At 74.1% G+C, this 15,807-nt stretch carries 13 protein-coding genes; all 13 read left to right on the forward strand.

Going from position 1 to position 15,807, the window contains the following annotated elements:
- Positions 1 to 26: 26 nt before the first annotated feature.
- The 13 genes from pheS (at position 27) to OHA34_RS00955 (ending at position 15,749) form a co-directional block, all read left to right on the forward strand.
- Entirely contained in the window at positions 27 to 1,136 is a 1,110-nt protein-coding gene (pheS, locus tag OHA34_RS00895; protein WP_285943871.1) for a phenylalanine--tRNA ligase subunit alpha, read from the forward strand.
- Positions 1,136 to 3,628, forward strand: coding sequence for a phenylalanine--tRNA ligase subunit beta (gene pheT, locus OHA34_RS00900; RefSeq protein ID WP_285943870.1), 2,493 nt, complete (start codon positions 1,136 to 1,138; stop codon positions 3,626 to 3,628). The genes pheS and pheT overlap by 1 nt, the downstream gene beginning before the upstream one ends.
- Before the next feature lie 397 nt (positions 3,629 to 4,025).
- On the forward strand, positions 4,026 to 5,642 hold the full coding sequence (locus OHA34_RS00905; protein ID WP_285943868.1) for an ABC-F family ATP-binding cassette domain-containing protein: 1,617 nt from the start codon (positions 4,026 to 4,028) through the stop codon (positions 5,640 to 5,642).
- Positions 5,643 to 5,849: 207 nt separating this feature from the next.
- Positions 5,850 to 6,878: an N-acetyl-gamma-glutamyl-phosphate reductase gene (gene argC, locus OHA34_RS00910; RefSeq protein WP_285944060.1), complete on the forward strand. Its 1,029-nt coding sequence runs from the start codon at positions 5,850 to 5,852 to the stop codon at positions 6,876 to 6,878.
- Positions 6,875 to 8,032 (forward strand): bifunctional glutamate N-acetyltransferase/amino-acid acetyltransferase ArgJ, encoded by a 1,158-nt coding sequence (gene argJ / locus OHA34_RS00915; RefSeq protein WP_285943867.1) that lies wholly within the window; start codon positions 6,875 to 6,877, stop codon positions 8,030 to 8,032. The genes argC and argJ overlap by 4 nt, the downstream gene beginning before the upstream one ends.
- A gap of 20 nt (positions 8,033 to 8,052) precedes the next feature.
- Positions 8,053 to 8,979 carry an acetylglutamate kinase gene (argB, locus tag OHA34_RS00920; RefSeq protein ID WP_432763109.1) on the forward strand — a complete coding sequence of 309 codons (927 nt, stop codon included), beginning with the start codon at positions 8,053 to 8,055 and terminating at the stop codon, positions 8,977 to 8,979.
- Positions 8,976 to 10,199, forward strand: a complete 1,224-nt coding sequence (locus OHA34_RS00925; RefSeq protein WP_432763106.1) for an acetylornithine transaminase — start codon at positions 8,976 to 8,978, stop codon at positions 10,197 to 10,199. The genes argB and OHA34_RS00925 overlap by 4 nt, the downstream gene beginning before the upstream one ends.
- Before the next feature lie 3 nt (positions 10,200 to 10,202).
- Positions 10,203 to 11,120 carry an ornithine carbamoyltransferase gene (gene argF, locus OHA34_RS00930; protein ID WP_329520400.1) on the forward strand — a complete coding sequence of 306 codons (918 nt, stop codon included), beginning with the start codon at positions 10,203 to 10,205 and terminating at the stop codon, positions 11,118 to 11,120.
- Complete coding sequence (locus OHA34_RS00935) at positions 11,117 to 11,632, forward strand: arginine repressor (RefSeq protein ID WP_285943863.1); 516 nt, start codon at positions 11,117 to 11,119, stop codon at positions 11,630 to 11,632. Before argF ends, OHA34_RS00935 begins: the two co-directional genes overlap by 4 nt.
- 79 nt (positions 11,633 to 11,711) lie before the next feature.
- Positions 11,712 to 12,914 carry an argininosuccinate synthase gene (locus OHA34_RS00940; RefSeq protein WP_285943862.1) on the forward strand — a complete coding sequence of 401 codons (1,203 nt, stop codon included), beginning with the start codon at positions 11,712 to 11,714 and terminating at the stop codon, positions 12,912 to 12,914.
- A gap of 186 nt (positions 12,915 to 13,100) precedes the next feature.
- Complete coding sequence (argH, locus tag OHA34_RS00945; RefSeq protein WP_285943860.1) at positions 13,101 to 14,519, forward strand: argininosuccinate lyase; 1,419 nt, start codon at positions 13,101 to 13,103, stop codon at positions 14,517 to 14,519.
- A 125-nt stretch (positions 14,520 to 14,644) separates the two neighbouring features.
- On the forward strand, positions 14,645 to 15,280 hold the full coding sequence (locus OHA34_RS00950; protein WP_285943858.1) for a DNA-3-methyladenine glycosylase: 636 nt from the start codon (positions 14,645 to 14,647) through the stop codon (positions 15,278 to 15,280).
- Positions 15,273 to 15,749, forward strand: coding sequence for a hypothetical protein (locus OHA34_RS00955; RefSeq protein WP_329520401.1), 477 nt, complete (start codon positions 15,273 to 15,275; stop codon positions 15,747 to 15,749). The genes OHA34_RS00950 and OHA34_RS00955 overlap by 8 nt, the downstream gene beginning before the upstream one ends.
- Positions 15,750 to 15,807: the final 58 nt, after the last annotated feature.

A 15,807-nucleotide genomic window follows, 5' to 3' on the forward strand; every position in this document is an offset into this window, starting at 1 on the left:
ACGCCGACCGGAGTCATCACACCACCATGTCTGCACCCAACAAGTCCTACGACCCTGTCGAGGTGTCCGCGTTGCAGCCCGAAGCGCTGGATCGGGCCCGTGCCGAGGCCCTGGAGGCCATCGCGGCCGCGGCCGACCTCGACGCGCTCAAGCAGGTCCGCCTGGCGCACGCCGGCGACCGTTCCCCGCTGGCCCTGGCCAACCGCGAGATCGGGGCCCTGCCGCCGCAGGGCCGCGCCGAGGCGGGCAAGCGCATCGGCGCCGCCCGCGGCGCCGTCGCCCAGGCGCTCAAGGCCCGCCAGGCCGAACTGGAGGAGGAACGCGACCAGCGCGTCCTCGCCGACGAGGCCGTCGACGTCACCCTGCCCTGGGACCGCGACCCGCGCGGCGCCCGGCACCCGCTGACCACGGTCCAGGAGCGGATGGCCGACGTCTTCGTCTCGATGGGCTTCGAGGTCGCCGAGGGGCCCGAGGTCGAGGCCGAGTGGTTCAACTTCGACGCCCTCAACTTCAAGCCCGACCACCCGGCCCGCACCATGCAGGACACGTTCTTCGTGGAGTCGGAGGACACCGGGCTGGTCCTGCGCACCCACACCTCGCCGGTGCAGATCAGGTCGCTGCTGTCGCGGCCCCTGCCGGTGTACGTGGTGGCGCCCGGCCGCACCTACCGCACCGACGAGCTCGACGCCACGCACAGCCCGGTGTTCCACCAGCTCGAGGGCCTGGCGGTCGACGAGGGCCTGACCATGGCCGACCTGCGCGGCGGCATCGACGCGTTCGTGGCCGGCATGTTCGGCGAGGGCCTGCGGGTGCGGATGCGCCCGTCCTACTTCCCGTTCACCGAGCCGTCGGCCGAGGTCGACATGCAGTGCTTCGTGTGCCGGGGCGCCTCGGTGGAGCGGGGCGCGCCGCCGTGCCGCACCTGCGGCTCGGAGGGCTGGATCGAGCTGGGCGGCTGCGGCATGGTCAACCCGCGGGTGCTGGTCGCCTGCGGGATCGACCCGGACCGCTACAGCGGCTGGGCGTTCGGCCTGGGCGTGGAGCGGACGCTGATGTTCCGGCACGGCGTCGAGGACATGCACGACATGGTGGAGGGCGACGTCCGGTTCACCCTCCCGTTCGGGATGGAGATCTGATGCGGGCCCCGCTTTCCTGGCTGCGGGAGCACGTCGAGCTCCCCTCCGGCGTCACCGGCCGCGAGCTGGCCGCCAAGCTGATCGACGCCGGCCTCGAGGTCGAGACCGTCGAGCAGGCCGGCGCCGACCTGGCCGGCCCGATCGTGACCGGCACCGTCCTGGCCGTCGAGGAGCTGGCCGGCTTCAAGAAGCCGATCCGCTACTGCCAGGTGGACGTCGGGCAGGCCAACGGCACCGGCGAGCCGCAGAACATCGTCTGCGGCGCCACCAACTTCGCGGCCGGCGACGACGTCGTGGTGATCCTGCCGGGCGGCGCGCTGCCCGGGGACCGTCCCGGCGAGCCGTTCCGGATCGCCGCCCGCAAGACCTACGGGCACGTGTCCGAGGGCATGATCTGCTCGGTCCGCGAGCTCGGCATCGGCGACGACCACGACGGCATCCTGGTGCTGCCGCCGGGTACCGCGCCCGGGACGGACGTCATCGGGCTGTTCGGCCTGCGCGACGACGTCCTCGACATCGCGATCACCCCCGACCGGGGCTACTGCCTGTCGATCCGCGGCATCGCCCGCGAGGCCGCGATCGCCTACGGCGTGCCGTTCACCGATCCGGCCGGGGTGGACCTGCCCGCCGGGGACGGCGAGGCCCACCCGGTGCGCATCGCCGACCCGTCCGGCTGCGACCGGATCGTGCTGCGCGAGGTGCGCGGCTTCGACCCGGACGCGCCGACCCCGATGTGGATGGCGGTGCGGCTGTTCCGCGCCGGGATGCGGCCGGTGTCGCTGGCCGTCGACGTCACCAACTACCTGATGCTCGAGCTCGGGCAGCCGCTGCACGCCTTCGACCACGGCAAGCTCACCGGCCCGATCGAGGTGCGCCGCGCGGTGGCGGGCGAGAGCCTGGAGACCCTCGACCACGTCGAGCGGGCGCTGGACCCCGAGGACATCCTGATCACCGACGCGTCCGGGCCGATCTCGATGGCCGGGACGATGGGCGGGCTGGCCACCGAGATCGACGGCGCCTCGTCCGCCATGGTGATCGAGGCCGCGCACTTCGACGACATCGGCATCGCGCGGATGGCGCGGCGGCACCGGCTGCACAGCGAGGCGTCCTACCGCTTCGAGCGCGGCGTCGACCGCGAGCTGCCGCTGTACGCCTCCTACCGCGCCGCGTCGCTGCTGGCCGAGCTGGGCGGTGCCGAGATCGTCCCGGGGGCATCCCACGCGCAGGCGCCGGTCGCGCCGGTCACGGTCGAGATGCCCGCCGGGCATCCAGGCCGGGTCGCGGGCGTGACCTACGGGCGCGACACCGTCGTGCGCCGCCTGGAGCAGGTGGGCTGCACGGTGGCGGGCGGCGACGTGCTGACGGTGACGCCGCCGTCGTGGCGGCCCGACCTCACCGACCCGAACGACCTGGCCGAAGAGGTCATCCGGCTGGAGGGCTACGAGAACATCCCGGCGCGGGCGCCGCGTCCGGTCGCGGGCCGGGGCCTCACCGGCCAGCAGCGGCTGCGCCGCCGGGTGGGCCGCGCGCTGGCCGGGGCGGGGTACGTGGAGACGCCGGCCTTCCCGTTCGCGTCCGAGCGCGACTGGGACGCCCTCCAGCTCCCCGCCGGCGACGCCCGCCGCGTGGCGCTGCGCCTGGCCAACCCGCTGTCGGAGGACGAGCCGCTGCTGCGCACCACGCTGCTGCCCGGCCTGCTGCGGGCGCTGGCCCGCAACACCGGCCGGGGCTTCGGCGACGTGGGCCTGTACGAGCTCGGCCTGGTGTTCCGGCCCAAGGAGGGGGCGCCCGAGCGGGCGCCGCGCCTGCCGGTCGACCGCGGCCCGACGGCCGAGGAGATCGCCTCGGTGGACGCGGCGCTGCCCGACCAGCCGCTGCGGGTCGGCGTGGTGCTGGCCGGCGAGCGCGCCCGGTCCGGCTGGTGGGGCGACGGGCGGCCGGGCGGCTGGGCCGACGCGATCGAGGCCGCCCGCGTGGTGGCCCGCGAGGTCGGCGTCGAGCTGACCGTCCGGGCCGACCGGCACGAGCCGTGGCATCCGGGCCGGTGTGCCGCGCTGTACGCGGGCGAGGCCCTGGTCGGCCATGCCGGCGAGCTCCACCCGCGGACGATCAAGGCGTACGGGCTGCCCGCGCGCAGCTGCGCGATGGAGCTGGAGCTCGCCCGCCTCGGCGAGCCGCGGACGCCCCGTTCCGCGCGGGTCCCGACCTACCCGGTCGCCACCCAGGACGTGGCGCTGATCGTCGATGCGGGCGTCCCGGCGGCCGACGTCGAGTCCGCGCTGCGGGAGGGGGCCGGCGCGCTGCTGGAGTCGATCCGGCTGTTCGACCTCTATACCGGCGAGCAGGCGGGAGAGGGGCGCAAGTCCCTGGCCTACACGCTGCGGTTCCGGGCGCCGGACCGGACGCTCACCGCGGACGAGGCGTCCGCCGCGCGCGCCGCGGCCGTGACGGTGGCCGCCGACCGTACCGGCGCGACGGTCCGCGGGACCTAGTCGTGTCTCCAGGCCCGGCCCGGCGTCCTCGCCTGGCGGCTCGGACGTCGACCGAGCTTGGGCGAGCGCGACATCGCGCTCGGGGGACGGCTGGGGCTGTTTGAGACAGGACCTGGCCCCTCCGGAAGGTCTTGTGGCGGCCCGGCTCCAGATGGTCCTGGAGCCGGGCCGCTTCGGTCGGGTAGGATGAACGGGTCTTATCGCCGTCCGGTAGGGGAGTCCATTGAGGAACTGAGGTCGAGACGCCGCGCTGTAGCCGTTTCCGGCTCGCGCACGTGACCTCAGTGGACCCCTCGTCCCGTCGGCCCTCGTCTTTCCCTGGGCTTCTTCGGCGCGTCGCGCGTTTCCGCGGTGTCTCCAAGCATCCGCTGAATTCCGATGTGCCATGGAGGCCCTGATGTCATTCGCGATCGTGTGCTCGGACGTCTCGTTCGCCTGGTCGGACGGGACGGTCGTGCTCGACGGGCTCGACGCCTCGTTCGGCACCGGCCGCACCGGGCTGATCGGCGTGAACGGTTCCGGCAAGTCCACCCTGCTAAAGCTGGTCGCCGGCGAGCTCGCGCCCGGATCCGGGACGATCAGCGTCGCGGGGGAGATCGGCTACCTGCCGCAGAACCTCCCGCTCGGCACCGCCCGCACTGTCGCCGACCTGCTCGGCATCGGCGCGGCCCGCGCCGCGCTGCACGCCATCGAGCGCGGCGAGGCCACCGAGGCGAACTTCACCGCGGTGGGCGACGACTGGGACGTGGAGGAGCGGGCCCGCGCCGAGCTCGACCGGCTCGGGCTCGACCGTCTCGGCCTGGACCGGACGGTGGGCACCCTGTCCGGCGGCGAGACGGTGATGGTCGGGCTGGCCGCGCTGTTCCTGGCCCGCCCCGGCGTGCTGCTGCTGGACGAGCCGACCAACAACCTGGACCTGGACGCGCGCCGGCGCCTGCACGAGGCGGTCGCGGCCTGGCCGGGCGTGCTGGTCGTGGTCAGCCATGACCGCGAGCTGCTCGACCTGGTCGACGAGATCGCCGACCTGCGGGACGGCGCGGTCCGGTCGTTCGGCGGCAACCTCTCAGGCTACGAGGAGCTGCTGGAGGTCGAGCGGGAGGCCGCCGAACGGACCGTCCGCGCCGCCGAGACCGACCTGCGCAAGCAGAAACGCGAGCTGGAGGAGGCGCAGATCAAGCTGGCCCGGCGGGCCCGCTATGGCAAGAAGATGAACGAGCAGAAGCGCGAGCCGAAGATCGTGATGGGGCTGCGCAAGCGGCAGGCCCAGGTCTCGGCGGGCAAGCACCGCATCATGCACGAGGACCGGCTCGCCGACGCGCGCGACCGGCTCACCGACGCCGAGGGGGCGGTCCGCGACGACGCCGAGATCAAGGTCGCGCTGCCGTCGACCGAGGTCCCGGCGGGCCGGACGGTGCTGACCGTGACCGGGCTCACCGCGCCCGAGCCCGTCCCGGCGACCCTGTCGGAGCTGATCGTGCGGGGCCCCGAGCGGATCGCACTGACCGGGCCGAACGGGTCCGGCAAGACCACGCTCCTGCGCGCGCTGGCGGGGGAGCGGACGCCGGAGGGCGTGTCGGTCAAGATCGGGGTGGAGGGCGCCCGGTACCTGCCGCAGCGGCTGGACGTCCTGGACGACGACCTGAGCGTCGTCGGCAACGTGCGCGCGTTCGCGCCGTCCGCGCCGGTCAGCGCGGTGCGGGCGGGGCTGGCGCGGTTCCTGTTCCGGGGCGCCCGCGCCGACCGGCTCGCGGGCTCGCTGTCGGGCGGCGAACGGTTCCGGGCGGTGCTGGCGTCGCTGCTGCTGGCCGAGCCCGCGCCGCGGCTGCTGCTGCTGGACGAGCCGACCAACAACCTCGACATGGCCAGCGCGCGGCAGCTCGCCCAGGCCCTGGACGCCTACCGGGGCGCGTTGATCGTGGTCAGCCACGACGTGCCGTTCCTGCGGACCATCGGGATCACCCGCTGGCTCCGGCTGGACCGGGAGACCGGGCTGGCGGAGTCGGACCCGCTGTGACCCCGGCCGTCCCCGGCCCGTGCGCGCTCGCACGGGCCGGGGGCGCGCACGGGCCGAGGGACGCTCTCCGCCGCCCGGCCAGGTGAGGACGCGCTTGACCAGGGGGCTGAGCAGTCTCACGGAGTGAGAGACGCGGGCCGTCGCGTTGAATACTCATCCATACTCGTGCATAATCTTGCTGGTCGCTTCCAGAAGGGCAGGGTGGACATGGGAATCCGGACGGCGGTCGCTGGCGCCAGCGGTTACGCGGGCGGCGAGGTGCTGCGCATCCTGGCGGGGCACCCCGAACTCGAGATCGGCGCGCTCACCGCGGGCTCCAACGCGGGCACCGAGCTGGGCGCCCACCAGCCGCACCTGCGATCCCTGGCCGGCCGGGTGCTGGAGGAGACCACCCCGCAGACCCTCGCGGGCCACGACGTGGTCTTCCTCGCCCTGCCGCACGGCCGGTCCGGGCCTCTCGCCGAGCAGCTCGGCGACGACGTGCTCGTGGTCGACTGCGGCGCCGACTTCCGGCTGGACGACCCCGCCGACTGGACCAGGTTCTACGGCACGCCCCACGCGGGCACCTGGCCGTACGGGCTGCCCGAGCTGCCCGGCCAGCGCGAGGTGCTCCGCGCCACCCGCCGCATCGCCGTCCCCGGCTGCTACCCGACCGCGGTGACCCTCGCGCTGTTCCCCGCGTTCGCCGCCGGGCTCGCCGAGCCCGACGTCGTCGTGGTCGCCGCGTCCGGCGCGTCCGGCGCGGGCCGGGCGCTCAAGCCGCACCTGCTGGGCAGCGAGGTCATGGGCTCGGTCAGCGCCTACGGCGTCGGCGGCACGCACCGGCACACCCCCGAGATGATCCAGAACCTCGGCCGGATCGCGGGCGAGCCGGTCACCGTCTCGTTCACCCCGACGCTCGCGCCGATGAGCCGGGGCATCCTGGCCACCTGCACCGCCAAGGCGAGGCCCGGAGTCACCGCCGCGACGCTCCGCGCGGCCTACGGGAGCGCCTTCGCGGACGAGCCGTTCGCCGAGCTGCTCCCCGAGGGCACCTGGCCCGCCACCTCGATGACGCTCGGCGCCAACACCGCCCTGATCCAGGTCGCCCTCGACGAGGCCGCCGGCCGCGTCGTCGTGGTCGCCGCCATCGACAACCTCACCAAGGGCACCGGCGGCGGCGCCGTGCAGAGCGCCAACCTCGCCCTCGGCCTGCCCGAAGAACTCGGGCTCACCACGATCGGAGTGTCCCCTTGAGCGTCACCGCCCCCCAGGGATTCCGCGCCGCCGGCGTCGTCGCCGGCCTCAAGGACAGCGGGGCCCGCGACGTGGCCCTGGTCGTCAACGACGGACCGTCCCGCGCGGCGGCCGGCGTCTTCACCCGCAACCGGGTGAAGGCCGCCCCCGTGCTCTGGTCGGAGCAGGTCCTCAAGGGCGGCCTGGTGCGCGCCGTGGTGCTCAACGCCGGTGGCGCCAACGCCTGCACCGGCGCGCCCGGCTTCCAGGACGCCCACGCCACCGCCGAGCGGACCGCCGCCCTGCTGGACGACTCGTCCGGCGAGATCGCGGTCTGCTCCACCGGCCTGATCGGCCTGCGGCTCGACATGGACGCGCTGCTGCCCGGCGTCGACCGGGCCGCCGCCGAGCTGTCCCGCGGCGACGGCGGCCTGGCCGCCGCCGACGCGATCCGCACCACCGACACCGTCGCCAAGATCTCGTTCCGGCAGGGCCCCGGCGGCTACATGATCGGCGGCATGGCCAAGGGCGCCGGGATGCTCGCGCCGTCCCTGGCCACCATGCTGTGCGTGCTCACCACCGACGCCGACCTGGACGCCGCCGCGCTGGACCGGGCGCTGCGCGCGGCCACCTCCGCCACCCTCGACCGGCTCGACGCCGACGGCTGCATGTCCACCAACGACACCGTGCTGCTGATGGCGTCCGGCGCCGCCGCCGTCACCCCGGCGGAGGCCGAGTTCACCGCGCTGCTCACCGAGGTCTGCGCCGACCTGACCCGGCAGCTCCTCGTCGACGCCGAGGGCGCGTCCAAGGCCATCGCGATCGAGGTGGTCGGCGCCGCCAGCGACGACGACGCGGTCACCGTGGGCCGCTCCATCGCCCGCAACAACCTGCTCAAGTGCGCCATCCACGGCGAGGACCCCAACTGGGGCCGGGTGCTGTCGGCCGTCGGCACCACCGCGGCGGTCTTCGAGCCCGACCGGCTCAACGTCGCGATCAACGGCGTCTGGGTCTGCCGCAACGGCTCGGTCGGCGACGACCGCGGCAAGGTCGACCTGCGCCCCCGCGACGTGACGATCACCGTCGACCTGGCGGCCGGCTCGCACAGCGCGACCGTCTGGACCACCGACCTCACCGCCGAGTACGTCCACGAGAACTCGGCGTACTCGTCATGAGCGTGGTGTCGGGCGCGCGGATGCGCAAGCGGCGCGAGGGCGCGACCGCCAAGGCGGTGACGCTGATCAGCGCGCTGCCGTGGCTGGAGCGGTTCCGCGGCGCCACCGTGGTGATCAAGTACGGCGGGCACGCGATGACCGACGAGACGCTGCGGCACTCGTTCGCCGAGGACGTGGTGTTCCTGCGCTACGCGGGGCTGCGGCCGGTCATCGTGCACGGCGGCGGCCCGCAGATCAACGCGGCGCTCGCCGCCAACGGCATCGACTCGACCTTCACCGCCGGGCTGCGGGTCACCACCCCGGAGGCCATGGAGGTCGTCCGGATGGTGCTGACCGGGCAGGTGCAGCGGGACGTGGTCGGGCTGATCAACCGGCACGGCGCGTTCGCGCTCGGCATGTCCGGCGAGGACGCCAACCTGTTCACCGCCGAGCGCAAGCACGCCGTGGTGGACGGCGAGCGGGTCGACATCGGCCAGGTCGGCGAGATCGTCGAGATCGAGGTCGGCGCGGTCCGGGCGCTGCTGGCCGACGGCCGGATCCCGGTCGTGTCCAGCATCGCGCGCGGCGACGACGGCGAGGTCTACAACGTCAACGCCGACACCGCCGCCGCCGCGCTCGCGGTCGCGCTCGACGCCGCCAAGCTGGTCGTGCTCACCGACGTCGAGGGCCTGTACGCCGACTGGCCGGGCAGCGACGACGTCATCGACAGCCTCACCACCGACGAGCTGGCCGTGCTGCTGCCCGAGCTGTCGGCGGGCATGGTGCCGAAGATGGACGCCTGCCTCCAGGCGGTGCGCGGCGGGGTCCCGCAGGCGCACGTGCTGGACGGGCGGGTGCTGCACTCGCTGCTGCTGGAGATCTTCACCGAGGAGGGGATCGGAACGATGGTGCTGCCCAGCCCCCTGGGCTCGCCCGCCGATGACGAGCTGACGGGAGACCTCGCGTGAACGGGGAGAACGGCGTGAGCGGCGCCGACCTCAGGAAGCGATACGAGGCCGCGTTCATGCCCAACTACGGCGTCCCGCCGCTCGCGCTCGCGTCCGGCGCGGGCTGCCGCGTCCGCGACCACGACGGCCGCGAGTACCTCGACCTGATCGCGGGCATCGCGGTCACCTCGCTCGGCCACGGCCACCCGGCCCTGGCCGAGGCGGTCGCGGCACAGGCCGCGCGGCTGGCGCACACCTCCAACCTGTTCGTGAACGAGCCCGAGGTGCTGCTCGCCGAGAAGCTGCGCGAGCTGCTCGGCGGCGACGGCCGGGTCTTCCTCGCCAACAGCGGCACCGAGGCCAATGAGTGCGCGCTCAAGCTGGCCCTCAAGTACGGCCGGACGCACGGCCGCTCCTACTTCGTCGCGGCCGAGAACGGCTTCCACGGACGGTCGATGGGCGCGCTGTCCCTCACCGGCAAGCGGTCCATCCGCGAGCCGTTCGGCCCGTACGCGCTCGACGTCCGGTTCGTCCCCTACGGTGACGCCGACGCGCTCAAGGCCGCGGTGACCGGGGACTGCGCCGCGGTCTTTTTGGAACCGACGCAGGGCGAGGCCGGCGTCGTTCCCCCGCCGCACGGGTACTTCACCGCCGTACGGGACATCTGCGACGCGACCGGCGCCCTGTTCGTCGCCGACGAGATCCAGTCGGCCATCGGCCGCACCGGGGCCTGGTTCGCCTTCCAGCACGAGAACGCCCGGCCCGACGTGCTGACGCTGGCCAAGGGGCTCGGCGGCGGCATGCCCGTCGGCGCGTGCATCGCGTTCGGCCCGCACGGCGAGATCTTCGCCAAGGGCGACCACGGCAGCACCTTCGGCGGCAACCCGGTCAGCGCCGCCGCCGCCCTCGCCGTGATCGACGCCATCGAGGACGGCGGCCTGCTCGACCACGTCACCGAGGTCGGCGACGCCCTCGCCGCGGGCCTGGCCGCGATCGACCACCCGCTGCTGGCGGGCGTCCGAGGCCGCGGCCTGTGGCGGGCCGCGGTGCTGACCGCGCCCGCCGCCCCCGCCGTCGAGGCCGCGTCCCGCGCCGCCGGCTTCCTGGTCAACGCCGTCCAGCCGGACGCGATCCGGATCGCACCGCCGCTCGTGCTCACCGCCGCCGAGGCCCGCTCGTTCGTGGACGCCTTCCCGGCGATCCTGGACGCCGCCTCCGCCGACGCCCCCAAGGAGGGCTGAACGATGGTCCGGCACTTCCTCCGCGACGACGACCTCACCCCCGCCGAGCAGGCCGAGATCCTCGACCTCGCCGCCGCCGTCAAGCGCGACCGGTTCGCCCGCCGCCCGCTGGACGGCCCCCGGTCGGTCGCGGTGCTGTTCGACAAGCCCTCCACCCGCACCCGGCTGTCCTTCGCCGCCGGCATCGCCGAGCTCGGCGGGAACGCCCTGGTCATGGACGCCGGCAGCAGCCAGCTCGGCCGCGGCGAGAGCATCGCCGACACCGCCCGGGTGCTGGAGCGGCAGGTCGCCGCGATCGTGTGGCGCACCGGCGGCCAGGAGCGCATCGAGGAGATGGCCGCCGGCACCGCGGTGCCCGTCGTGAACGCCCTCACCGACGAGTTCCACCCCTGCCAGATCCTCGCCGACCTGCAAACGGTGCGGGAGGCCAAGGGCGGCCTCGCCGGCCGCACCCTCGCCTACTTCGGCGACGGCGCCAACAACATGGCGCACTCCTACCTGCTCGGCTGCGCCACCGCCGGGATGCACGTGCGGATCGCCGCCCCCGCCGCCCAGCCGCCCGACCCGGCGATCGCCGCCCGCGCCACCGAGCTCGCCGCGGCGACCGGCGGCTCGGTCGCCGTCACCTCCGACGCGAAGGAGGCCGCGGCCGGCGCCGACGTCCTCGCCACCGACACCTGGGTGTCGATGGGGCAGGAGGGCAAGGACACCGCGCTGTACGAGCCGTACGCCATCGACGACGCGCTCCTCGCGCTCGCGGGCCCCGGCGCCGTCGTGCTGCACTGCCTGCCCGCCTACCGGGGCAAGGAGATCGCCGCGTCCGTCCTGGACGGCCCGCGCAGCCTGGTCTGGGACGAGGCCGAGAATCGGCTGCACGCCCAGAAGGCGCTGCTGATCTGGCTGCTGGAGCGCGCCGGATGACGACCCTGATGACCAAGGCCGCCCGGCACGCCCGGGTGATCGAGCTGCTGACCCGGCACCCCGTCCACTCCCAGGGCGAGCTCGCCAAGCTCCTCGCCGACGCCGGCGTCGAGGTCACCCAGGCCACGCTCTCGCGCGACCTGGTGGAGATCGGCGCGGTGAAGCTCCGCGCCGACGACGGCAGCCTGATCTACGCCGTGCCGGGGGAGGGCGGCGAGCGGATCAGGCGCACCCGCACCGGCGCCGGGGAGACCTTCGCCGGCCGGCTCACCCGCCTGGCCGCCGAGCTGCTGGTCTCCGCCGAGGCGTCGGCCAACCTGGTCATGGTGCGGACCCCGCCCGGGGCCGCGCAGTACCTGGCCTCGGCCATCGACCACGCCGAGTTGCCCGCCGTCCTCGGCACGGTCGCCGGCGACGACTCCATCCTGGTCATCTCCCGCGACCCGGCCGGCGGCCAGGACCTGGCCCAGGCCCTGCTCAAGCTCGCCGCGGGGCGCGAACGACGAAGCTAGGGGCCGCGCGCCCCCGCCCCGCAGCACCCCGCACGATCCACCCAACCGCAGCGCACCACTTCAAACAGGAGATCACAGCATGAGCGAGCGCGTCGTTCTCGCATACTCGGGCGGCCTGGACACCTCCGTCGCCATCCCGTTCCTCGCCGAGCAGACCGGCGGAGAGATCATCGCGGTGGCCGTCGACGTCGGCCAGGACGGCGAGGACCTCGACGCCATCCGCAAGCGGGCCCTCGACTGCGGCGCCGCCGAGGCCGTCGTGGTGGACGCCAAGGAGGAGTTCGCCGCCGACTTCTGCGTCCCGGCCCTCCAGGCCAACGCCCTCTACATGGACCGCTACCCGCTGCTGTCCTCGCTGTCCCGGCCGCTGATCGTCAAGCACCTGGTCTCCGCCGCCAAGGAGTTCGGCGGCACCGCCGTCTCGCACGGCTGCACCGGCAAGGGCAACGACCAGGTCCGGTTCGAGGCCGGGCTGTCGGCCCTGCACCCCGACCTGAAGGTCATCGCCCCGGCCCGCGACTACGCCTGGACCCGCGACAAGGCCATCGCGTTCGCCGAGGAGAAGGGCCTGCCGATCGACGTGTCGGCCAAGTCGCCCTACTCCATCGACCAGAACCTGTGGGGCCGCGCGGTCGAGACCGGGTTCCTGGAGGACATCTGGAACGGGCCCATCGAGGACGTCTACGACTACACCGCCGACCCCGCCGAGCCGCGCGAGGCCGACGAGGTCGTCATCACCTTCCGCGCCGGCGTCCCCGTCGCGCTGGACGGCCGCGCCCTCACCCCGTACCAGGTCATCGCCGAGCTTAACCGGCGCGCCGGCGCCCAGGGCGTCGGCCGGATCGACATGGTCGAGGACCGGCTGGTCGGCATCAAGAGCCGCGAGGTGTACGAGGCGCCCGCCGCCGTCGCGCTGATCGCCGCGCACATGGAGCTGGAGAACGTCACCGTCGAGCGGGACCTGGCCCGGTTCAAGCGCTCGGTCGACCAGCGGTGGGGCGAGCTGGTCTACGACGGCCTGTGGTTCTCGCCGCTCAAGGACTCCCTCGACGCGTTCATCGCCGACGCGCAGCGGCACGTGTCCGGCGACGTCCGGATGACCCTGCACGGCGGGCGCGCGGTGGTCACCGGCCGGCGCAGCGACGCCTCGCTCTACAGCTACGACCTGGCGACCTACGACACCGGCGACACCTTCGACCAGAGCCTGGCCAAGGGCTTCGTCGAGCTGTGGAGCCTGCCCAGCAAGATCGCCGCCATGCGCGACCGGGGCCAGAACGCCTGACCCGCCCGGACCGGCCCGTCCGGCCTGCGCGCTCCAACGCACCGCAGCGCGCCGACGTGGCCATACGCTGAAGGACCGGGCCCCTTGCCCGTACGCTGAGGCGGGCGCGGGCCGCGCGAGACGCGGCCGGCGCCCCCGAGGCGATCGATCGAACGCACGCACAGCGGTGGGAAGAAGAGGATTTCCGTGACCAAGGCACCGACGCGTCTGTGGGGCGGCCGGTTCGAGGGCGGCCCGTCGGACGCGCTCGCGCGGCTCTCGGTGAGCGTCCAGTTCGACTGGCGGCTCGCCCCGTACGACCTGCTCGGCTCGCGCGCGCACGCCCGGGTGCTCAACCGGGCCGGGCTGCTCACGGCCGAGGAGCTCGAGCGCATGCTCGGCGCCCTCGACGACCTGGAGGAGGCGTGCAAGTCCGGCGAGTTCCGGCCCACCGTCGCCGACGAGGACGTGCACACCGCGCTCGAGCGCGGCCTGCTGGAGCGCCTCGGCGCGCTCGGCGGCAAGCTGCGCGCCGGCCGCAGCCGCAACGACCAGGTCGCCACCGACCTGCGCCTGTACCTGCGCGACCACGCCCGCCAGGTCGTGTCGCGGCTGGTCGAGCTGGAGACCGCGCTGATCGCGCAGGCCGAGCACAACCTCGGCGTCGCCGCGCCCGGCATGACCCACCTCCAGCACGCCCAGCCGGTGCTGTTCTCGCACCAGCTGCTCGCGCACGTCCAGCCGCTGACCCGCGACATCGACCGGCTGCGCGACTGGGACAAGCGCGCCGCGATCTCGCCGCTCGGCTCCGGCGCGCTCGCCGGGTCCTCGCTGCCGCTGGACCCGCAGGCGACCGCCGCCGAGCTCGGCTTCGACGCCGCCGCGCCCAACTCGATGGACGCCGTCGCCGACCGCGACTTCGTCGCCGAGTTCCTGTTCGCCGCGGCGATGACCGGCGTGCACCTGTCCCGGCTCGGCGAGGAGATCTGCCTCTGGGCCTCGCAGGAGTTCCGCTGGATCGAGATGGACGACACCTACGCCACCGGGTCGTCGATCATGCCGCAGAAGAAGAACCCGGACGTCGCCGAGCTCGCCCGCGGCAAGGCCGGCCGGCTCATCGGGCACCTGGTCGCCCTGCTGACCACGCTCAAGGGCCTGCCGCTCACCTACAACCGCGACCTCCAGGAGGACAAGGAGGGCGCCTTCGACGCGGTCGAGACGCTGCTCCTGGTGCTGCCCGCGCTGTCCGGGCTGGTCGCGACCATGCGGGTCAACACCGAGCGGCTGGAGTCGCTGGCCCCCGCGGGCTTCGCGCTCGCCACCGACCTCGCCGAGCTGCTCGTCCGGCGCGGCGTGGCCTTCCGCGACGCGCACGAGGTGGTCGGCCACCTGGTCGTCTGGTGCCAGGTCAACGACAAGGACTTCGGCGACCTGACCGACGAGGAGCTGGCCAAGGTCTCCCCGCACCTCACCCCGGACGTGCGCGAGGTGCTGAACGTCCAGGGCGCGCTGGCGTCCCGCAAGGCGTACGGCGGCACCGCCCCCGAGCGGGTGGGCGAGCAGATCGCCGCGCTGCGCTCCCTGGCCAACGAGCACGCCGCGTGGGCGTCCGGCTCTGAGGGCTGACCCCGGCCGGTGGACGGGCGGCGCCTCCGCCCGTCCACCCCTTGCCGTGGGCCCGGCACCACGCGGCCCCGGCCCCGGCTGCAAGGCCCGGCCCAGACCCGGACACGTGAGCATGTGAGGCGATAGTGAGCGAGACGTCACTGCCGAGGGCGTTCTTCGACCGGCCGGTTGAAGAGATCGCCCCCGCACTGCTGGGCCGGGTTCTGACGCACCGCGCCGGCGGTGGCCCGGTCGCCGTCCGGCTCACCGAGGTGGAGGCGTACGCGGGGCCGCTCGACCCCGCCTCGCACGCCTACCGCAGCCGCACCCCGCGCAACGAGGTGATGTTCGGGGAGGCCGGCCACGCCTACGTCTACTTCACCTACGGCATGCACTTCTGCGTCAACCTGGTGTGCGGGCCGGAGGGCACGGCGTCGGCCGTCCTGCTGCGCGCGGGCGAGGTGATCAGCGGCTGGGAGACCGCCCGGGAGCGGCGGCCCCGCTCGACCGTGCGGGACCTGGCCCGCGGCCCCGCCCGGCTGTGCCAGGCCCTCGGCATCGCGCGCGGCCAGAACGGCCTGGACGTCTGCACGGACGACGGTCCTCTGCGCGTCCTCGCCGGAGAACCGGTGGACCCCGCGCTGATCAGGTCTGGGCCGCGCACGGGCGTGAACGGCGCCAAAGAGACGCCGTGGCGTTTCTGGATCGACGGCGATCAGAGCGTCTCGCCCTACCGTGCGCACGTCCCGCGCAGACGGAGGAAGGCCGCCGCGGATGGCTGAATCCGCCGCCGATCCCGATCCCGGTCCTGGAGGCGCGCCCGGTCCCGCGTGGGCGGGCGGTCCACCGCGGTCCGCCGGCTCGGCGAGGCCCAGGAGGCGGACGTGGCGGATCATCGCGCCGCTGCTCCTCCTCTTGATCGTCCTGGCCGTCCTGGACGGGCGGCTGGAGCGGCGGGAGGTCCTCGAACGGTCCGGGCAGCCGGCGTCCGTGGCCTACTCCGACCGGTCGGCCCACTTCGTGGGCGTGGTCCGCACCCGGAGCTGGATCCTCGGGCGGCACCGCAAGTACGAGCTGTACACGGGACGGGACATCGCCCTGTCGTACGGCCACCATGTCCGATTGGACTTCACCGGCACCGACCGTCCCGTGGTGAGGGAAGCGGCCTGGGGCAGCGACGGGGTCCGGGTGCACTTCACCTCGGGACACGAGGTGTTCGTACCCGCGCGCTACTTCCTCAACGGGCGCTGAATATCGTTAGCGTGATGCACACCCCATCGGGCACCCTGATGGGGCGTACCTTTTGGCA

This window comes from Spirillospora sp. NBC_01491, assembly GCF_036227065.1.
Classification (GTDB): domain Bacteria; phylum Actinomycetota; class Actinomycetes; order Streptosporangiales; family Streptosporangiaceae; genus Spirillospora; species Spirillospora xylanilytica.